Origin of the sequence: Pseudomonas sp. NFACC13-1 (assembly GCF_900104425.1) — a bacterium.
Taxonomy (GTDB): domain Bacteria; phylum Pseudomonadota; class Gammaproteobacteria; order Pseudomonadales; family Pseudomonadaceae; genus Aquipseudomonas; species Aquipseudomonas fluorescens_AA.
The window spans coordinates 45,782-65,802 of record NZ_FMXV01000012.1; the positions used below are offsets into that span (position 1 = coordinate 45,782).

The window sequence follows — 20,021 nt, forward strand, 5'->3', positions numbered from 1 at the left end:
CCTGAATCCTTTGTGGGAGCGAGCTTGCTCGCGATGGCGGTATGTCAGGTTGCATCTTCTGCGCTGACACGCGCTATCGCGAGCAAGCTCGCTCCCACAGGAGGGCAGTGTTTGCCCACCATTGCTGTGTGTGCCTCTGTGGATAACCTGCTTGGCCCCCGCCGTAAACCAGGCCATCCAGGCCTGCGCTCAAAAACACCCACCTGACCTACTGCAACATCCGGTCATAAAACCGCTGGCCTGGCGGGTTGCCGCGTCTCAAGCCTGTGGGTGAAAAAGGTCGTTTCATCGCCAATGGAGTCCTATCAATGGAAGTAGCAATTCGTCCGGCCTTGCCCACGGATACACGGGAGATCGCTCGTTTGTTCCGGATCTCCTCGGAGGGTGCGTCGGATTACATCTGGAGCCAGCTGGCAGAGCCCGGCCAGGATCTCCTTGACGTGGGCGCTGCGCGTTATGCCCGGGAAGGTGTCGATTTTTCCTACCAGAACTGCCTTGTCGCCCAGGCCAACGGACAGGTCATCGGCATGATGCACGCTTATGTCACGCGCCATGATCCACAGGCGGCCCCAGTCACAGACCCGATCCTGGCGCCCTACGCCGACATGGAAGTGCCCGACACCCTCTATATTTCAAGCTTGGCCCTGCATGAAGGCTGGCGTAACAAGGGGCTGGGCGTTCGCTTCCTCGAACTGGCGCAACAGCGTGCCGATCAACTGGCACTCAAGGGCCTGAGCCTGATCGACTACGCCGCGAATACCGGCGCCCGGCGTTTTTATGAGCGCCATGGCTTTGGCATCGTCAAAACCTGTCAGGTCGTCCCGCATCCGATGATTCGGGTGACGGGGGCAGCCTACCTCATGCATCGGCCTTAGCCGGCACAGCGGCAACCCTGGCGCGGGGCACAGGTTGGCCCAAATCCCTGTGGGAGCGAGCTTGCTCGCGATATCGGTAGATCAGTGGCATCGATGTTGACTGACGCACCGCCATCGCGAGCAAGCTCGCTCCCACAGGGACATGTGTTTACCCACAATCCCTGTGCGCGCCTCTGTGGATAACCTGTTCGCCCCTTGCTGCACCCCATGCAAATCGGGCCCTACCAGCCTGCGATCAAAAAGTAGCCAGTCTAACCCACGGTTTTTATTGGCTTTTTGTTGTGAATAACGACTCCTCTCAGGCGAAACTTGCCCCCAATCTCTGTTGGCGCTTCTGTGGATAAGATGTTCGCTCAACGCTGCAAGCCATATGGGACGGGGCGTTCAGTGGGTTGATCATAAAATGATCGATTGGCGGTTTTTATCGGTAAAACTTCCCGAAAACCGCGATTTACAAGCCTCCCAAAGGGTTTTCCACAGAATCGTCAAAATTACCCCCAAACACTGTTGGCGCTTCTGTGGATAAGGTGTTTGCTCACCGCCACAGCCCATGCTTGGCGGGGCTTACGGGGATTTGGTCAAAAAACAACCGATGCCCCCGGAAAACCGTGATTGTCCATAAGTCACGGTTTTTATTCACTTTGCCACCGAGAAAATGCCCAACATACGCACACTTGTCCCCATTTGCTGTGGGCGGCCATGTGGATAACTTGTTCGCCAAACGCTGCAGGCCACGGCCCGCATAGCGCCAATCGCGATAGATCAAATTTCATACAGTTCTAAGGCCTAGCCTTGACGCAGGTCTGTCGGCTGTCTTCACTTCCATGGCACAAGGACATCGCACTTTATCCACATCAGGTTCAGGGAGAACACATGATGGATGGCAAGCACCCCCGCTCGCACCCGCTCCCCCTGCTGATCTGCGTCCCGGCACCGCCCGCTTCGCTGCATAAACGCATCCACCGTCGCGCCGCCAATCAGCGTGCACGTCTATAGCGTCCGGTTTTTCCCCCTGTAGCACCGCTGACTGCCGCTGGACCCTGCATGGGACAGTGGCCAGGCGTTCGTGCGCCTGTCGATTTGCAGGCAACCGCAGAGTTGCCCCTTCTGCCTGAGAGGACTTGAACATGACACGGATCTCAACCCCCATCAGTGATATCCAGGAGCACTACGACGTGATCGTCATCGGTTCCGGCTACGGTGGCGGCATTGCTGCCTCGCGCCTGTCCCGGGCCGGACGCAAGGTGTGCCTGCTGGAGCGTGGCCGGGAGATCCAGCCCGGCGAATACCCAAACACCCTGCTCGCGGCCACCGAGGAACTGCAGGTCCATGACCCCGACGGTCACATCGGCTCGCGCACCGGGCTGTTCGACCTGCACGTCAACGCCCAGCAGAACGTGGTGGTCGGCTGCGGCCTGGGCGGCACGTCGCTGATCAATGCCAACGTTGCGCTGGAGCCTGAGCCTGGTGTATTCGACGACCCGCGCTGGCCCCTGGCGGTACGGGAGCACCGCGACACGCTGCTCAAGGACGGCTACGCCCGGGCCCGGGAAATGCTCAAGCCCAACCCTTACCCGGCTTCGGAACCGAACCTGCCCAAGCTCGATGCCCACAAGAAGTCGGCCGATTACCTCAAGCAAGGTGCGCATTTCTACAAGCCGCCGATCAACGTGACCTTCGACAAGCTGCCCAACAACCTCAACCACGTCGGCGTCGAGCAGTTGCCCTGCAATGGCTGTGGCGATTGCGTCTCGGGCTGTAACAACAAGGCCAAGAACACCACGCTGATGAATTACCTGCCGGATGCCTGGAACCACGGCGCGGAGATTTTCTGCCAGGCCGAGGTGCGGCACCTGGAGCGCGACGGCGACGGCTGGATCGTGCACTTCCAATACCTGGACAGCGGCCGCGAGCTGTTCTCGGCACCCACGTTGTTCGTGCGGGCCGATGTCGTGGTGGTGTCCGCCGGCACCCTGGGCTCCACCGAAATCATGTTGCGCTCGCGGGACAAGGGCCTGGCCATGTCCAGCCAACTGGGCGAGCACATGAGCGGCAACGGCGACATCCTCGGGTTCGGCCACAACTGCGACCAGGTCATCAACGGCATCGGTTTCGGCGCCCATCCGGCCAAGGAACTGGAACCGGTGGGGCCATGCATCACCTCAGTCATCGACATGCGCACCGAAGGCGACTGGCGCAGCCGCATGGTCATCGAGGAGGGTTCGATTCCCGGCGCCCTCGGCCGGGCCATGGTGCCGAGCATGGCGGCGTTTGCCGAAATGATCGGCGTGCCCACCGACACCGGTTTCGGTGCCAGCCTCAAGTACAAGGGCCGGGAGGCCGAGAGCTTCCTGCGCGGGCCTTATTACGGCGCGCTGCACAACATGCAGACCTACTTGATCATGAGCCATGACAACGCCAAGGGCCGCATGCTGCTCGACAACAAGGACCAGTTGCGCATCGACTGGCCCGGCGTCGGCGAACAGGAGAACGTCACCCTCGGCAACGAACGGCTGCACCAGAGCACCAAGGCCCTGGGCGGGATATGGGTCGAGAACCCGATCTGGACCAAGCTGCTCAAGCACAGCATCGTTTCGGTCCACCCCCTGGGCGGTTGCGTGATGGGTGAGGACGCCACGCAAGGGGTGGTCAACCACAAGGGCCAGGTGTTCAGTGGCGCCAGCGGCACCGATGTCTACCCGGGCCTGTACGTGACTGACGGTGCGGTGATCCCCACGTCCCTGGCGGTCAACCCGCTGCTGACCATCTCGGCGGTAAGCGAGCGCAACATGGGGCTGCTGGCGGCCGACCGTGGCTGGATCATCGACTACACGCTACCCTCGGCCCCGCGCAAAGCGGTGGCGCCGCCGACCCTCGGCGTGCAATTCACCGAAACCATGAAAGGCTACTTCTCCACGGCCTTCACCCAGGCCCAGGGCACCGATCTGAGCCTGTACGCAGCGGCGGCCAAGCGCGGCAAGGCCGACAACTCGCCCATCGAATTCACCCTGACCATCACCGCCGCCGACCTCAACCGTCTGATCAAGGAGCCGGAACACGCCGCAACCCTGGTGGGCGCCCTCGATGCGCCGCTGCTCTCACCGCAACCGCTGGTGGCCAGCAATGGGGTGTTCAACCTGTTCGAGCAGTACCAGGAACAGGTCGGCGTACGGCACATGAACTACGACATGAAGCTGACCGCCGAGGACGGCAACGACTACTACTTCAGCGCCTTCAAGACCGTGCCCGAGGACAACGGCGTGCTGAACATCTGGCACGACACCAGCACACTCTATGTCACGCTCTATCGCGGGCCGGACAAGACCGGCGCAGTGATTGGCTGCGGCGTGATGCACATCCTGCCGGCCGACTTCGCCAAGCAGATGACCACCATGAAAGTGCTCAACGCGCGCAACGAGCGCGAGCGCGTGGAGGCATTGGCGCGATTCGGCAAGTTCTTTGCCGGGATCCTGTGGGAGAGCTACGGCGGTGTCTTCGCCGGCGACGTCTATTTCAACCCGGACGCGCCGCCCCGGTTGAAACGGCCATTGGATGCGCCGGCGCCGGTCGTGCATTTCTTCCAGACCGAAGACAACGTCGAGCTGCGCCTGACCCGGTACGAGGCCGGCACCAAAGGCCCGGTGATGTTGGTCCATGGCTTGGGCGTGGGCTCGAACATCTTCTCCACCGACACCATCCACACCAACTTGCTGGAGTATCTGTGCAAGCACGAGTACGACGTCTGGCTCCTGGACTTGCGGGTGAGCATCCTGCTGCCGGCCAGCAAGCACGAATGGAACGGCGACCAGGTGGCCCAGTACGATTTCAAGGCCGCCATTGAGCAGATCCAGCAAGCGACCCTGGCCCGTGACGTGCAGTGCGTGGTGCATTGCTACGGCGCGACGACGTTCTTCATGTCGATGCTGGCGGGGCTGCAGGGCGTGCGCTCGGTGGTCTGCTCGCAGATCGCCGCCGACACGGTGGTTGCCACCGCCACCGGTCTGAAGGCCGGTTTGCACTTGCCGGGGATGCTCGATGCCATCGGCATCAAGTCCCTCACGGCCTACGCCGACACCAAGGAAAGCTGGTTCAACAAACTCTACGACAAGGCCCTCAACGGTTATGCCCGGATCGAGGCCCAGGGCTATTGCACCAACCCGGTCTGCCATCGCATCACGTTCATGTATGCATCGCTGTACCGCCACGACACCCTCAACGAAACCCTGCACGACAACCTGCATGAGTTGTTCGGCGAGTCGAACATCCAGACCTTCGAGCACCTGGCGCTGATCGTGCGCAAGGGGCACCTGGTGGACTTCAAGGGCAACGACGTCTACATGCCGCATTTCGATCGGTTGAAGTTGCCGATCTGCTTCATCAGCGGCGCCGACAACCAGTGCTACCTGCCGCAAAGCACCCTCAAGACCTACGAGCGACTGTGCGAGATGCATGGCCCGCAGTTGTTCAGCCGCTACGAAGTGCCGGGGTACGGTCACATCGACTGCATGTTCGGCAAGGATGCGGTGGTGGATGTGTATCCGATCATTCTTGGGCACTTGGAGAAGACTGCCCTCGGTTGACGCAAGACCGAGTGGTCTGCATCGCGAGCAAGCTCGCTCCCACAGGGGCCATGTGCCGCCGATTTTGTGCACGCCACACATCCAGTGTGGGAGCGAGCTTGCTCGCGATGGCGATCGTCAGAGCGCCGCATATCGTGAGTCAAGAATAAGGAAAAGGATGCCTATGAACACTTACATCCGCTGGTTCCAACGCATCATCTGGGTCGGGATCGTCATGAACATGGTGTTCGCGATTCCGGCACTGTTCGCGCCGGCATTGCTGACGTCCATGATCGGCCTGCCACCGGTATTGTCCGATCCCTGGCTGGAGAACGCCGGCATGTTGCTGGTGGGGATCAGCCTGTTCTACGTGCCCTCGGGGTTCAACGCGCCGCGTTTCGTGGTGCATTCGTGGTTGTGCGTGTTGTCGCGGCTGGTGGCGGTGGTGTTCTGGGTCTACCTGATCAACACCAATAACCAGGGCCAATTGTTTGTGCCGATGTTGATGGGCGACCTGAGCATGTTCCTGATCCTGGGCGTGCTGCTGTACCTGGGCAGCCCGGTGGCCAATCGTCCGCTGGCCTTGCTCTGCGCCGGTTGGCGGGAGTGGCGCGCCGGCTGGGCGCTGCGCTGGCAGAGCCACGGGTTCAAGGTCGGCATGTTGGTGGTGGTCGTGTTGCTGGGGTTCATTGGCTACCAGACCTGGTACCAAATGATCCGGGAAGTGCCGCAACCGGACTTCGCCTCCGACGAAGACCATTACAAATACGCCGCCATCGGCCTGGGCATCGAGGCGCGGATTCCCTACTACCTGTTCGCCGTGCTACCGCAAATGTGCCCGGAAAAACTGCCCAAGCCCGGCGGCTACGAAGTGTTCGGTTTTCTCTATGAAAACGGCAAAGACCTGCCCATCGGCATGGCCAAGCGGCAACTCGGTTACCCCACGGTCGAGCCCAATTGCGCCCTGTGCCACACCGGTTCCTACCGGGCCAATGCCACTGACGTGGCAGTGCCGGTCGCCGCCGCGCCGGCCAATACCCTGCAACTGCAAGCCTTCCAGTGGTTCGCCTACGATTGCGCCAGCGACCCGAAATTCACCCCCGAGGCGGTGATGGCGGCGATCAATGGCAAGTTCCAGTTGGGTTTTTTCGAAAAACTGTACAACCGTTACTTGATCATCCCGATGGCCAAGAGTGCGCTGCTCAAGCAGAAGCAGGCCTATGCCTGGCAGAAGCTGCGTCCGGCCCAGGGACCTGGGCGGACCGACACCTTCAACCCGACCAAAATGGTGGTGTTCGGCTTCCCGGATGACTCCACCATCGGCACCGTGGATCTGCCACAGGTCTGGAACCAGAAACCCCGGGAGTCCATGTACCTGCATTGGGACGGCAATAACAACCAGATCCACGAGCGCAACTACGCAGCGGCCATGGCCGTGGGCGCGACGCCGGAATCGGTGCTGCCGCCGAGTTTCAACCGGGTGACCAACTGGCTGCTGGGCCACAAGGCACCGGCCTGGCCGTTCGCCCTGGACCAGGAGAAAGTCGCCCAGGGCAAACCGATCTGGGAGAAAAACTGCGCCGGTTGTCACGACTTCGGCCGCAGCGACACCGGCCAGGTCACCACCCACATCGACCAGTTGGGCACTGACCCCCACCGGCTGAACTCGTTCACCACCGGCCTGGTGACGGCGTTCCACGGCTTCAAGAAACCGCCGTTCGACTTTGGCGCCTACCGCAAGACCCAGAGCTACAGCAACACCCCCACCGACGGCATCTGGCTGCGGGCGCCGTACCTGCACAACGGCTCGGTGCCGACCCTGTGGGACTTGCTGCAACCACCGGAACAGCGTCCGCAGGTGTTCTACACCGGCTCCGACATCTACGACCAGGAGAAGGTCGGCTTCGTCACCCACGGCGCACAGATGAAAGCATCGGTGGATTTCAAATACGACACCCGCCTGGAAGGCAACCACAACGGCGGCCACCTGTATGGCACGCAGCTGTCGGACGTCGACAAACGGGCCCTGATCGAATTCATGAAGACCCTGTAGCCCAGGGCATTGCGAAGGAGCGTCCACATGTCATTACTGCACCATTGGGAACATGAGTTCGACAAGGTCAAGGTCCGCCTGCACGGGTTGGTCACACGGCTGGAGATGTCCTGGAAGAAACTCGTCAACGACCTGGAGCCTGAGGAGTTCCAGGCCATCGTCAAACTGCTGCAGCGCGGGCACGACCAGGCGCGGCACGTCATCGAGCATGGCGACCTCCCGGATGACGAGCCGGCCGTGCCCTGGGAGCTGGCCCACGGCCTGTCGATCCTGAAGATCGGCAACCCCACGCCGTTGCCGCAAAGCGAAGACGAACTGCCGACCCGGGTGCTCAAGGACGGCACCTTGCTCGGTTGTCGCAAATGGGAGTTGCTGGATCTGTTGTGGAGCGAGGCGCTGCTCAAGTGGATCGAGAACCTGCGCCACCATGCGCCGTTCGCCACCAACCCGGCGCTGGTGAAAATGGACAGCGACGTAGTGCTGGCCATCGCCGGCGACTGGGGCACCGGGCCGTTCGACAGCCATGCACCGGCGGTGGCCGTGGCCAACCAGATGCAACTGGCCCAGGCTGACTTCACCATCCATCTGGGTGATGTGTATTACGCCGGTACCCATTCCCAGGAAGACGTCGACATGGTCGGCTGGCCCCAGGGCAAGCACGGCTCGTTCACCCTCAACTCCAACCACGAGATGTACAGCGGCGCCCACGGCTATTTCAAGGAGCTGGCCAAGCGTTTTCCGGTGCAACAGGGCACCAGTTACTTTGCCTTGTACAACGACGACTGGCTGGTGGTTGGCCTGGACAGTGCCTACGCCTCGGACGCGATGAACCTGTACATGGACGGCACCCTCAACACCCCGCAGATCGAGTGGATGAAAACCCTGCCCAAGCGCAAGAAGTTGATGGTGCTCAGTCATCACCAGGGCTTCGATATTTCCGGGCACAACAAGACTGCCCTCTACCAACCGGTGTGCGATGCCCTGGGGCGTGAGCCGGACTACTGGTATTGGGGGCATTTGCACAACGGCATCTGCTACGCCACCCAGGGCGGGCTGCATGCACGCTGCGCCGGGCATGGGGCGATTCCCTACGGCACCACCAGCGAGCTGAACGGGCATGCCCGGGTGCTGTGGTCGGAGACTCAATTGGCGGGGGACGAGGTGTATCCGGAGCGGGTATTGAACGGGTATGTGAAGGTGCGGTTGGTGGGGGAAAACATCGAGGAGACGTTTTATGGGGAGGACGGCAGTGTGCGGTGGTCTTCCAAGTAGACGGTGAGTGTCAGGCCGCTATCGCGAGCAAGCTCGCTCCCACAGGGGTTCTGTGTCGTTCACAAAACCTGTGGGAGCGAGCTTGCTCGCGATGCTTCTGACTTAACCCTGGACCGGAACGCCCTTGAGGTAAGGCGCTGGCTCGGCCCCGAGGTTGTTGAGCATGCGCTCGCTGTACCAGTCCACGAAGTTCACCACGCCGAACTCGTAGGTCTTGGAGTACGGGCCAGGCTGGTAGGCGGTGGAGTTGATGCCGCGCTGGTTTTCTTCAGCCAGGCGACGGTCCTGGTCGTTGGTGGCGTCCCAGACTTCACGCATGCGCGCCACGTCGTAGTCCACGCCTTCGACGGCGTCCTTGTGCACCAGCCACTTGGTGGTGACCATGGTTTCCTGGGCGCTGATCGGCCACACGGTGAACACGATGATGTGGTCGCCCATGCAGTGGTTCCACGAGTGCGGCAGGTGCAGGATGCGCATCGAGCCCAGGTCCGGGTTCTTGATGCGGCCCATCAGCTTGGCGCAGCCTTGCTTGCCGTCCATGGTCATCGACACGGTGCCCTTGAGCAGCGGCATGCGCACGATACGGTTACGCAGGCCGAAGCTGGCGTGGGCGTAAGGGATCTTCTCGGCGTCCCAGGCGGCGGCGGAGGCGGCCACGTGGTCTTTGAACGCCTGGTCGGCCCGCGGGTCGGTGACGTCGTCCCATTCCAGCAGGGTCTTGAGCAATTCCGGGTGCGAACCGCCGCAGTGGTAGCACTCGCGGTTGTTTTCCAGGACCAGCTTCCAGTTGGCCTTTTCCATCAAGGTGGTTTGCACCGCCACCTTGGTGTTTTCCATGTCGTACGGTTCCATGTAATGGTTCAGCGTCGACAGGAAATCATCGATGGCCGGCGGATTCTCGGCCAGGCTGATGAAGATGTAGCCGCCTGCGGTCTTCACGTTCACAGGCTTGAGGCCGTACTGCTTCATGTCGAAGTCGGCGCCCATCTCGGTGCCGGCGAACAGCAGGCGACCGTCCAGCTCGTAGGTCCACTGGTGGTAGTGGCAGACCAGTTTGGCGACTTTGCCCTTTTCGCTGGTGCACAGCCGCGAACCGCGGTGGCGGCAGACGTTGTGGAAAGCGTGGACCACACCATCGGCGCCGCGGATCACGATGATCGGGTTCTTGCCCACTTGCAGGGTCAGGTAGTTGCCCTTGGCCGGGATCTCGCAGGTCATGCCGGCGATCAACCATTCCTTCTGGAAGATTTCCTGCATATCGATATCGAACAGGCGCTCATCGCTGTAGAACGGTTGTGGCAGCGAGAAGGTGCGCTCGCGCTCTTGCAGCATTTGCGCGGTGGCCTTGCGTGCGGGTTCCAGCGGATCGCCCAGGCTCAGGGTAGTGGTGTCCATCGTTTTATCCTCGTGGCCCTCTAAGCGGAGCCGGTGAAAATGACTAATCGGTTGTGCTACGCAAGGCAGAAAACTTTGTTTATCTGTTGGGGCGAGTGTGGGGCCGCGAAGGGGCCGAACCTTATCCATGGGCGACATGGCCCAATCTGTTCCCGACGCGCAAGCCCCGGTAGTTAAGGGCTGGTCGCGATAAGTATGTGAATGTCGCAGATAGGTAAATGGTCACCCAGGCGCCTGCGCACAATCGCCATCATGAAGGCCGACAGTCGGCCGTGGAGATCAGCATGTCCAATAACTTCCTGAACCCGGTCACCACCCAGACCTGGGCCAATGGCCGACATATCGTACGTTGCGTCAAAGTCATCCAGGAAACCTGGGATGTGCGCACCTTCTGCTTCATGGCCGATCAGCCGATCATGTTCTTTTTCAAGCCGGGGCAATTCGTCACCCTGGAGCTGGAAATCGAAGGCCAGCCGATCATGCGCTCCTACACCATCTCCAGCTCGCCGTCGGTGCCCTACAGCTTCTCGGTCACCATCAAGCGCGTGCCGGGGGGCAAGGTGTCCAACTGGCTGCACGATACGTTGCATGAAGGCCAGGAGCTGGCGGTGCACGGGCCGGTGGGGTTGTTCAACGCCATCGATTTCCCGAGCCCGAAAGTCCTGTACCTGAGCGGTGGCGTGGGAATCACGCCGTGCATGTCCATGGCCCGCTGGTTCTACGACACCAACGCCAATGTCGACATGACCTTCATCCACAGCGCCCGGTCGCCCAAGGACATCATCTACCACCGCGAGCTGGAACACATGGCGTCGCGGATCGACAACTTCAGCCTGCACCTGATCTGTGAAAAGCATGGCTTGGGCGAGCCTTGGGCCGGGTATCGCGGTTACCTGAACCACAAGATGCTGGAATTGATGGTACCCGACTTCCTCGAGCGCGAAGTGTTCTGTTGCGGTCCGACCCCGTACATGACCGCGGTCAAGCGCCTGCTGGAAGCCGCTGGCTACGACATGAAGCGTTACCACGAAGAATCCTTCGGCGCCACGCCGCCGGAAGCCCGCGCCGACGCCGTGGAACAGGCCGAACAGGCGGCCGACGCGCCGGAAGTCGATGCGGCGGACCTGCACCTGGTGGAATTCACCTCCTCTGGCAAGAGCATCCGCGTGGGCCCGGGCGAAACCGTCCACGCCGCCGCCGCCAAGCTCGGCATGATGATCCCCAAGGCCTGCGGCATGGGCATCTGCGGCACCTGCAAGGTACTGAAGCTGGGCGGGGAGGTGGAGATGGATCACAACGGCGGCATCACCGAGGACGATGAGGCCGAGGGCTACATCCTGTCGTGCTGCAGCGTGCCGAAGGGGGATGTGCGGATCGAGTTCTGATGCCGCAGTGAGCCCCCTGTGGCGAGGGAGCTTGCTCCCGCTGGGCCCTGTAGGAGCTGCCGAAGGCTGCGATCTTTTGATCTTTCGCTTGAGATTCAAGTGCCTGGGGAAAGATCGCAGCCTCGTTGCACTCGACAGCTCCTACGCAGCCCCGCGGGAGTAAGCCCTGTCGCCACGCTGCAGGTCAGGCGCTCATCACTTCCCGAATATCCGCCGCCAGTTCCCGCACCCGCGCTTCTTCGGTGTCCCACGAGCACATGAACCGTGCGCCGCCCTTGCCGATGAAGGTGTAGAAGCGCCAGCCCTTGGCGGTCAGTGCGGCGATGGCCGGTTCCGACAGTTGCAGGAAAACGCCGTTGGCCTGGACCGGGAACATCAGTTCCACGCCGGGAATGTCGTTGACCAGCTCTGCCAGCAATTGGGCGCAGTGGTTGGCGTGGCGGGCGTGTTTGAGCCAGGCGTCGTCTTGCAACAGGCCGACCCAGGGCGCTGACAGGAAGCGCATTTTCGAGGCCAGTTGCCCGGCCTGTTTGCAGCGGTAGTCGAAATCCACGGCCAGGTCATGGTTGAAGAACAGAATCGCTTCCCCTACCGCCATGCCGTTCTTGGTGCCGCCGAAGCACAACACGTCCACGCCGACCTTCCAGGTCAGGTCCGCCGGCGAGCAGCCGAGGAAGGCGCAGGCGTTGGAAAAGCGCGCGCCGTCCATGTGCAGGTTCAGCCCCAGTTCCTTGCAGGTGACGCTGATGGCGCGGATTTCATCCGGCGTGTAGACGCTGCCGACTTCCGTGGCTTGGGTCAGGGTGACGACCCGAGGCTTGGGGTAGTGGATGTCCTGGCGCTTGAGGGCGATCTCGCGGATCGCCTCGGGGGTCAGCTTGCCGTTTTCGGTGCGTGCCAGCAGCAGCTTGGAGCCGTTGGAGAAAAACTCCGGTGCGCCGCATTCGTCGGTTTCGACGTGGGCGGTTTCCGAGCAGATCACGCTGTGATAACTCTGGCACAACGAGGACAGGGCCAGGGAGTTGGCCGCCGTGCCGTTGAACGCGAAGAACACTTCGCAGTCGGTTTCGAACAAGGCCCGGAAATCGTCCGCCGCGCGGTGGGTCCACTCATCGTCGCCATAGGCACGCTGGTGACCCTGGTTGGCTTCTTCCATGGCGGCCCAGGCTTCGGGGCAAATGCCGGAATAGTTGTCGCTGGCAAACTGTTGACTCTTGTCGGTCATGGCCTTGCTCCTGAATAGAGAGTCCTGGATAAAGAGATCCCTGGCGGAATGCCCGGATGGGGCGTTCCCTGGTCCGGCGTGTTTGGGTCCACAGCGCCGTGGTCGATACTGGTGCGCACTTTACCCAAGATTAGTGGGGGAACACACCGGATGTTTCTGTCGGAAAGTATCAATCTCATTGCGCGGCTTTATACATGAACCGGCGTGACGGGGCCCTGGACCTGCTCAAGTGGTTGGCTCTTTTGTCGATGGTCCTCGATCATCTGCGATATGTCGGTTTTTCCGTCGATTGGCTCTATGTGCCGGGACGCCTGGCATTCCCGTGGTTCTGCCTGGCGATGGCGGCGAATCTGGCGCGCAGCGGTGCCAGCGTCGCTCCATGGCGGTACCTGGGCTGGCTGCTGCTATTCAGTGCCGTCAGCGAAATGCCCTACCGCTTGTTCATTCCTGATCCCAGCACCCTGAATGTGATGCCAACCTTGGTGCTGGGATTGTTGGTGGCGCGCTGTTGGCAAACGCCCAGCCTGGAGGCGCGATGCCTGGCGGTGATGGCGGTGCTGTTGGCGGCGCTGTTTTCGTCGCGGTTGATGTTCGGTTTCTTCGGTGTGCTGCTGCCGCTGGCGATGTTGCTGGTATTCAAGCGCCCCTTGTACATGGCGTTGTTGCCGGGACTGGTCTGCGTGGCGGCCAACCAATGGCGGGTGTTGTATGGCGCGGCGTGGTTGGGCGATGGGGTGGCGTTGTGGGGGCTGGTGGCTTGCCTGATTGCGCCATGGCTTGGGCAGGTGCTTTTGCGACACGCCGGTCGTTTTCATCCACCGGCGATGCGGCGCTGGGCCTATGGCCTGTATCCGGCGCATTTCCTGGTTTTGCTTGTGGTTCGCCACCTATCGGCCTGAACAGAACCCTGTCGCTAGGGATTTATCTGTGGTGAGGGGATTTATCCCCGTTGGGCTGCGAAGCAGTCCCCAAGCTGGCTAACTCGATCAATCCGACACACCCAGTTGTCTGGTTTTAGGGCCGCTTCGCGCCCCAGCGGGGATAAATCCCCTCGCCACAAGGACCCTGTCTCCAGTCCAAACAGGACCGTGTCTGTTCCTATGTCGTAAACGCACCTTTGCGTGGCGTCCATAGGCATTTGACATGCCTGCGCCAGCCATACCATCGCATCCAAAGGGCACGACCGAATGGTCCGTGCCTCACCGAGACGAAAGGCGCACCGCCGCCGCTGGGAGAGACGCGATGTTCAGCAAACAAGACCAAATTCAAGGCTACGATGATGCGCTGCTGGCGGCGATGAACGCCGAAGAGCAACGCCAGGAAGATCACATCGAGCTGATCGCGTCGGAGAACTACACCAGCAAGCGCGTGATGGAGGCCCAGGGCAGCGGCCTGACCAACAAGTACGCCGAAGGCTATCCGGGCAAGCGCTACTACGGTGGCTGCGAGCACGTCGACAAAGTCGAAGCCCTGGCCATCGAGCGCGCCAAGCAGTTATTCGGTGCCGATTACGCCAACGTCCAGCCGCACTCCGGGTCTTCGGCCAACAGCGCCGTGTACCTGGCCCTGCTGCAGGCCGGCGACACCATCCTGGGCATGAGCCTGGCCCATGGCGGTCACCTGACCCACGGTGCCAAGGTGTCGTCCTCGGGCAAGCTCTACAACGCGGTGCAATACGGCATCGACACCACCACCGGCCTGATCGACTACGACGAAGTCGAGCGCCTGGCGGTCGAGCACAAGCCGAAAATGATCGTGGCCGGTTTCTCCGCTTACTCCAAGACCCTGGATTTCCCACGTTTCCGTCAGATCGCCGACAAGGTCGGTGCCCTGTTGTTCGTCGACATGGCCCACGTGGCTGGCCTGGTTGCCGCCGGTCTGTACCCGAACCCGCTGCCGTACGCCGACGTGGTCACCACCACCACCCACAAGACCCTGCGCGGTCCGCGTGGTGGCCTGATCCTGGCCAAGGCCAACGAAGAAATCGAGAAGAAGCTCAACGCCGCGGTATTCCCCGGCGCCCAGGGCGGCCCGCTGATGCACGTGATCGCCGGCAAGGCGGTGTGCTTCAAGGAAGCGGCGGAGCCTGGCTTCAAGGCTTATCAGCAGCAAGTGATCGACAACGCCCAGGCCATGGCTGGCGTGTTCATCAAGCGCGGCTACGATGTAGTGTCCGGTGGTACCGATAACCACCTGTTCCTGGTCAGCCTGATCCGTCAGGGCCTGACCGGCAAGGATGCCGATGCTGCCCTGGGCCGCGCCCACATCACCGTCAACAAGAACGCCGTGCCGAACGACCCGCAATCGCCATTCGTGACGTCGGGCCTGCGCATCGGCACCCCGGCGGTGACCACCCGTGGCTTCAAGGTTACCCAGTGCGTCACGCTGGCCGGCTGGATCTGCGACATTCTCGACAACCTCGGCGATGCCGATGTCGAGGCCAATGTCGCACAGCAAGTGGCGGCCCTGTGCGCGGACTTCCCGGTTTATCGCTGAGTCGGTTTTGGAGTAATGACTATGCAACGCTATTCGGGCTTCGGCCTCTTCAAACACTCACTCAGCCATCACGAAAACTGGCAGCGGATGTGGCGCACGCCGACCCCGAAAAAGGTCTACGACGTGGTCATCGTCGGCGGTGGCGGGCATGGTCTGGCGACCGCCTACTACCTGGCCAAGGAACACGGCATCACCAACGTGGCGGTGGTCGAGAAGGGCTGGCTGGGCGGCGGTAACACCGCGCGCAACACCACCATCGTGCGCTCCAACTACTTGTGGGACGAATCGGCCCACCTGTACGAACACGCGATGAAACTCTGGGAAGGCCTGTCCCAGGACCTGAACTACAACGTGATGTTTTCCCAGCGTGGCGTCTACAACCTGTGCCACACCCTGCAGGACATCCGTGATTCCGAGCGTCGCGTCAGCGCCAACCGCCTAAACGGCGTGGATGGCGAGCTGCTCAACGCCAAGCAAGTGGCCGACGAGATCCCGTACCTGGATTGCTCGAAAAACACCCGCTACCCGGTGATGGGCGCCACCGTCCAGCGTCGCGGCGGCGTGGCCCGTCACGATGCCGTGGCCTGGGGCTTTGCCCGGGCGGCGGACGCGTTGGGCGTGGACCTGATCCAGCAGACCGAAGTGATCGGTTTCCGCAAGGAAAACGGCGTGTGCATCGGTGTGGAAACCAACAAGGGCTTCATCGGCGCCAAGCGCGTCGGCGTGGTGACCGCCGGTAACTCCGGGCACATGGCCAAGCTCGCCGGCTTCCGCCTGCCGATCGAATCCCATCCGCTGCAAGCGTTGGTGTCCGAGCCGATCAAGCCGATCATCGACAGCGTGATCATGTCCAACGCCGTGCACGGCTACATCAGCCAGTCCGACAAGGGCGACCTGGTGATCGGTGCCGGTATCGACGGCTACAACGGCTACGGCCAGCGCGGCTCGTACCCGGTGATCGAACACACGGTCCAGGCCATCGTCGAGATGTTCCCGGTATTGTCCCGCGTACGCATGAACCGCCAGTGGGGCGGCATCGTCGACACCACGCCGGACGCCTGCCCGATCATCTCCAAGACCCCGGTGCCGAACATGTTCTTCAACTGCGGTTGGGGCACCGGCGGCTTCAAGGCCACGCCGGGTTCGGGCAACGTCTTCGCTGCAAGCCTGGCCAAGGGTGAAATGCACCCGCTGGCCGCGCCGTTTTCCATCGACCGTTTCCACAACGGCGCACTGATCGACGAACACGGCGCTGCTGCCGTCGCCCACTAACAGGAGAAATCCCTATGTTGCACATCTTCTGTCCTCACTGCGGCGAACTGCGCTCCGAAGAGGAATTCCACGCATCCGGCCAGGCGCATATCCCGCGTCCGCTGGATCCGAACGCCTGCACCGACGAGGAGTGGGGCGACTACATGTTCTTCCGTGACAACCCACGCGGGTTGCACCATGAACTGTGGGACCACGTCGCCGGCTGCCGCCAGTACTTCAACGTGACCCGTGACACCGTGACCTACGAGATTCTCGAAACCTACAAGATCGGCCAAAAGCCGCAGTTCACCGACAAGGCTGACAGTCCGAAAGCGGCTGCACAGGCTCTGGGAGAGAAGGTATGAGCCAGATCAATCGCCTGTCCAACGGCGGACGGATCGACCGCAACAAAGTGCTGAGCTTCACCTTCAACGGCCAGACCTACAAAGGCTTTGAGGGCGACTCCCTGGCCGCTGCACTGCTGGCCAACGGCGTCGACATCATTGGCCGCAGTTTCAAGTATTCCCGCCCGCGCGGCATCTTCGCCGCCGGTGCCGAAGAGCCAAACGCGGTGCTGCAGATCGGGGCCACCGAAGCCACGCAGATCCCTAACGTGCGCGCCACGCAACAGGCGCTGTATCAAGGTTTGGTCGCCACCAGCACCAACGGTTGGCCGAACGTGAACAACGACATGATGGGCATTCTCGGCAAGGTCGGCGGCAAGCTGATGCCGCCGGGCTTCTACTACAAAACCTTCATGTACCCACAATCGTTCTGGATGACCTACGAGAAGTACATCCGCAAGGCCGCCGGGCTGGGTCGCTCGCCGACCGAGAACGATCCGGACACCTACGACTACATGAACCGTCACTGCGACGTGTTGATCGTCGGTGCTGGCCCTGCTGGTCTGGCCGCCGCACTGGCCGCGGCCCGCAGCGGTGCGCGCGTCATCCTGGCCGATGAGCAGGAAGAGTTCGGCGGCAGCCTGCTCGACTCCCGCGAGAGCCTGGACGGCAAGCCGGCGACCGAATGGGTCGCGGCTGTGGTGGCTGAACTGCGCTCGATGCCTGAAGTGGTGTTGCTGCCTCGTGCCACGGTGAACGGTTACCACGACCATAACTTCCTGACTATCCATGAGCGCCTCACCGACCACCTCGGTGACCGCGCACCGATCGGCCAGGTCCGTCAGCGTATCAACCGCGTTCGCGCCAAGCGCGTGGTGCTGGCGACCGGCGCTTGCGAGCGCCCGCTGGTCTACGGCAACAACGACGTGCCGGGCAACATGCTGGCCGGTGCGGTGTCCACCTACGTGCGTCGCTACGGCGTGGCACCGGGCAAGAAACTGGTGCTGAGCACCAACAACGACCACGCCTATCGCGTCGCCCTGGACTGGTTCGACGCCGGTCTGCAAGTGGTGGCCGTGGCCGATGCGCGCAGCAACCCACGTGGTGCGCTGGTGGAAGAAGCCCGCGCCAAAGGCATCCGTATCCTTACCGGCAGCGCCGTGATCGAGGCCCGTGGCAGCAAGCGCGTCACCGGGGCCCGTGTCGCCGCGATCGACGTCCGCGCCCATAAAGTCACCAGCCCTGGCGAATGGCTGGACTGCGACCTGGTGGCCAGCTCCGGCGGCTACAGCCCGGTGGTCCACCTGGCATCGCACCTGGGCGGCAAGCCGATCTGGCGTGAAGACATCCTCGGTTTCGTACCGGGCGAAGCACCGCAAAAACGTGTCTGCGTCGGCGGTGTGAACGGTGTCTACAGCCTCGGTGACAGCTTGGCCGACGGTTTTGAAGGCGGCGTGCGCGCGGCCAGCGAAGCCGGCTTCAAAGCGGTGGAGGGCGTGTTGCCCAAAGCCCTGAGCCGTCATGAAGAGCCGACCCTGGCGCTGTTCCAGGTGCCGCACGAAAAATCCACCGCACGGGCGCCGAAGCAATTCGTCGACCTGCAGAACGACGTCACTGCCGCCGCTATCGAACTCGCCACCCGCGAAGGCTTCGAGTCGGTGGAACACGTCAAGCGCTACACCGCACTGGGCTTCGGTACCGACCAGGGCAAACTGGGCAACGTCAACGGCCTGGCCATCGCGGCCCGCTCGCTGAACGTGAGCATCCCGCAGATGGGCACCACCATGTTCCGTCCGAACTACACGCCGGTGACGTTCGGCGCGGTGGCTGGCCGGCACTGTGGGCACATCTTCGAGCCGGTGCGCTTCACCGCACTGCATGCCTGGCATGTGAAGAATGGCGCCGAGTTCGAAGACGTCGGCCAATGGAAACGCCCTTGGTACTTCCCGAAGAACGGCGAAGACATGCATGCGGCGGTCAAGCGCGAATGCAAGGCGGTGCGTGACAGCGTCGGCCTGCTGGACGCCTCGACCCTGGGCAAGATCGACATCCAGGGCCCGGATGCCCGCGAGTTCCTCAACCGCGTCTACACCAACGCCTGGACCAAGCTCGACGTGGGCAAGGCCCGCTACGGCCTGATGTGCAAGGAAGACGGCATGGTCTTCGACGACGGCGTAACGGCCTGTCTGGCGGACAACCACTTCCTGATGACCACCACCACGGGCGGTGCGGCGCGCGTGCTGCAATGGCTGGAGATCTATCACCAGACCGAATGGCCGGACCTGAAGGTGTACTTCACCTCGGTCACCGACCACTGGGCGACCATGACCCTGTCGGGCCCCAACAGCCGCAAACTGCTGAGCGAAGTCACCGACATCGACCTGGACAAGGACGCGTTCCCGTTCATGACCTGGAAGGAAGGCCTGGTGGGTGGCGTGCCGGCACGGGTGTTCCGGATCTCGTTCACCGGTGAACTGTCGTACGAAATCAACGTACAGGCCGACTACGCCATGGGCGTGCTCGAGCAGATCGTCGAGGCCGGGAAGAAATACAACCTGACCCCGTATGGCACCGAGACCATGCACGTATTGCGGGCCGAGAAGGGCTTCATCATCGTCGGTCAGGACACTGACAGCTCGATGACGCCGGACGACCTGAACATGGGCTGGTGCGTAGGCCGGACCAAACCGTTCTCGTGGATCGGCTGGCGTGGCATGAATCGCGAAGATTGCGTGCGTGAAGACCGCAAGCAACTGGTGGGTCTCAAGCCGATCGACCCGAATGTCTGGCTGCCGGAAGGCGCGCAACTGGTGTTCAACACCAAGCAGGCGATCCCGATGACCATGGTCGGTCACGTGACCTCCAGCTACGCCCACAACTCCCTGGGTTATTCATTTGCCATGGGTGTGGTCAAGGGCGGCCTGAAGCGGATGGGCGAGCGAGTGTTCGCGCCATTGGCCGATGGCAGCGTGATCGAGGCAGAGATCGTTTCTTCGGTGTTCTTCGATCCGAAGGGGGATCGGCAGAATATCTAGTGGCTTGAGGTCCTGTGGGAGACCGGCGATGCCGCGTCGGCATCATCGCGAGCAAGCTCGCTCCCACAGTTGATCGCGTAACCCTTGTGGGAGCGAGCTTGCTCGCGATGACGGCCTGACAGCCACAACAA

13 protein-coding genes are annotated in these 20,021 nt (G+C 62.0%); 10 read left to right on the top strand and 3 right to left on the bottom strand.

Features of this window, described 5'->3' with window-relative positions:
- Positions 1 to 308 precede the first annotated feature (308 nt).
- Positions 309 to 875 (top strand): GNAT family N-acetyltransferase, encoded by a 567-nt coding sequence (locus BLQ55_RS16195; protein ID WP_092202790.1) that lies wholly within the window; start codon positions 309 to 311, stop codon positions 873 to 875.
- A 1,127-nt stretch (positions 876 to 2,002) separates the two neighbouring features.
- The gene (locus tag BLQ55_RS16200; protein WP_092255121.1) at positions 2,003 to 5,455 is read left to right on the top strand and encodes a GMC oxidoreductase; all 3,453 of its coding nucleotides are present in this window, start codon (positions 2,003 to 2,005) and stop codon (positions 5,453 to 5,455) included.
- A gap of 802 nt (positions 5,456 to 6,257) precedes the next feature.
- Here BLQ55_RS16200 and BLQ55_RS32900 read toward each other — a convergent pair.
- Positions 6,258 to 7,349 carry an effector-associated constant component EACC1 gene (locus BLQ55_RS32900; RefSeq protein ID WP_371128538.1) on the bottom strand — a complete coding sequence of 364 codons (1,092 nt, stop codon included), beginning with the start codon at positions 7,347 to 7,349 and terminating at the stop codon, positions 6,258 to 6,260.
- On the opposite strand from BLQ55_RS32900, the gene BLQ55_RS32905 reads away from it, so the two are divergent.
- Together BLQ55_RS32905 and BLQ55_RS16210 are read left to right on the top strand one after the other, a co-directional pair.
- Positions 7,230 to 7,487: a c-type cytochrome gene (locus BLQ55_RS32905; RefSeq protein WP_371128539.1), complete on the top strand. Its 258-nt coding sequence runs from the start codon at positions 7,230 to 7,232 to the stop codon at positions 7,485 to 7,487. The two genes, BLQ55_RS32900 and BLQ55_RS32905, sit on opposite strands and share 120 nt — an antisense overlap.
- Positions 7,488 to 7,514: 27 nt before the next feature.
- Positions 7,515 to 8,759, top strand: a complete 1,245-nt coding sequence (locus BLQ55_RS16210) for a metallophosphoesterase (protein WP_092255127.1) — start codon at positions 7,515 to 7,517, stop codon at positions 8,757 to 8,759.
- 102 nt (positions 8,760 to 8,861) lie between these two features.
- Here BLQ55_RS16210 and gbcA read toward each other — a convergent pair whose 3' ends face one another.
- On the bottom strand, positions 8,862 to 10,154 hold the full coding sequence (gene gbcA, locus BLQ55_RS16215; protein ID WP_072405825.1) for a glycine-betaine demethylase subunit GbcA: 1,293 nt from the start codon (positions 10,152 to 10,154) through the stop codon (positions 8,862 to 8,864).
- A gap of 284 nt (positions 10,155 to 10,438) precedes the next feature.
- On the opposite strand from gbcA, the gene gbcB reads away from it, so the two are divergent.
- On the top strand, positions 10,439 to 11,539 hold the full coding sequence (gbcB, locus tag BLQ55_RS16225; protein ID WP_060743118.1) for a glycine-betaine demethylase subunit GbcB: 1,101 nt from the start codon (positions 10,439 to 10,441) through the stop codon (positions 11,537 to 11,539).
- A 184-nt stretch (positions 11,540 to 11,723) separates the two neighbouring features.
- Here the strand turns inward: gbcB and BLQ55_RS16230 are convergent, their stop codons facing one another.
- The gene (locus tag BLQ55_RS16230) at positions 11,724 to 12,764 is read right to left on the bottom strand and encodes a threonine aldolase family protein (RefSeq protein ID WP_092255130.1); all 1,041 of its coding nucleotides are present in this window, start codon (positions 12,762 to 12,764) and stop codon (positions 11,724 to 11,726) included.
- Positions 12,765 to 12,958: 194 nt separating this feature from the next.
- Between BLQ55_RS16230 and BLQ55_RS16235 the strand changes: the two genes are divergently transcribed.
- The 5 genes from BLQ55_RS16235 (at position 12,959) to BLQ55_RS16255 (ending at position 19,890) form a co-directional block, all read left to right on the top strand.
- Positions 12,959 to 13,663, top strand: coding sequence for a TraX family protein (locus BLQ55_RS16235; RefSeq protein WP_092255133.1), 705 nt, complete (start codon positions 12,959 to 12,961; stop codon positions 13,661 to 13,663).
- 343 nt (positions 13,664 to 14,006) lie between these two features.
- Complete coding sequence (glyA, locus tag BLQ55_RS16240; protein ID WP_003206308.1) at positions 14,007 to 15,260, top strand: serine hydroxymethyltransferase; 1,254 nt, start codon at positions 14,007 to 14,009, stop codon at positions 15,258 to 15,260.
- A 21-nt stretch (positions 15,261 to 15,281) separates the two neighbouring features.
- Positions 15,282 to 16,532 (top strand): sarcosine oxidase subunit beta, encoded by a 1,251-nt coding sequence (locus BLQ55_RS16245; RefSeq protein WP_003177603.1) that lies wholly within the window; start codon positions 15,282 to 15,284, stop codon positions 16,530 to 16,532.
- A gap of 14 nt (positions 16,533 to 16,546) precedes the next feature.
- Complete coding sequence (locus tag BLQ55_RS16250; RefSeq protein WP_014340581.1) at positions 16,547 to 16,876, top strand: sarcosine oxidase subunit delta; 330 nt, start codon at positions 16,547 to 16,549, stop codon at positions 16,874 to 16,876.
- A complete protein-coding gene (locus tag BLQ55_RS16255) occupies positions 16,873 to 19,890 on the top strand; it encodes a sarcosine oxidase subunit alpha (protein WP_092255135.1) in 3,018 nt (1,005 codons plus the stop codon). Before BLQ55_RS16250 ends, BLQ55_RS16255 begins: the two co-directional genes overlap by 4 nt.
- Positions 19,891 to 20,021: the final 131 nt, after the last annotated feature.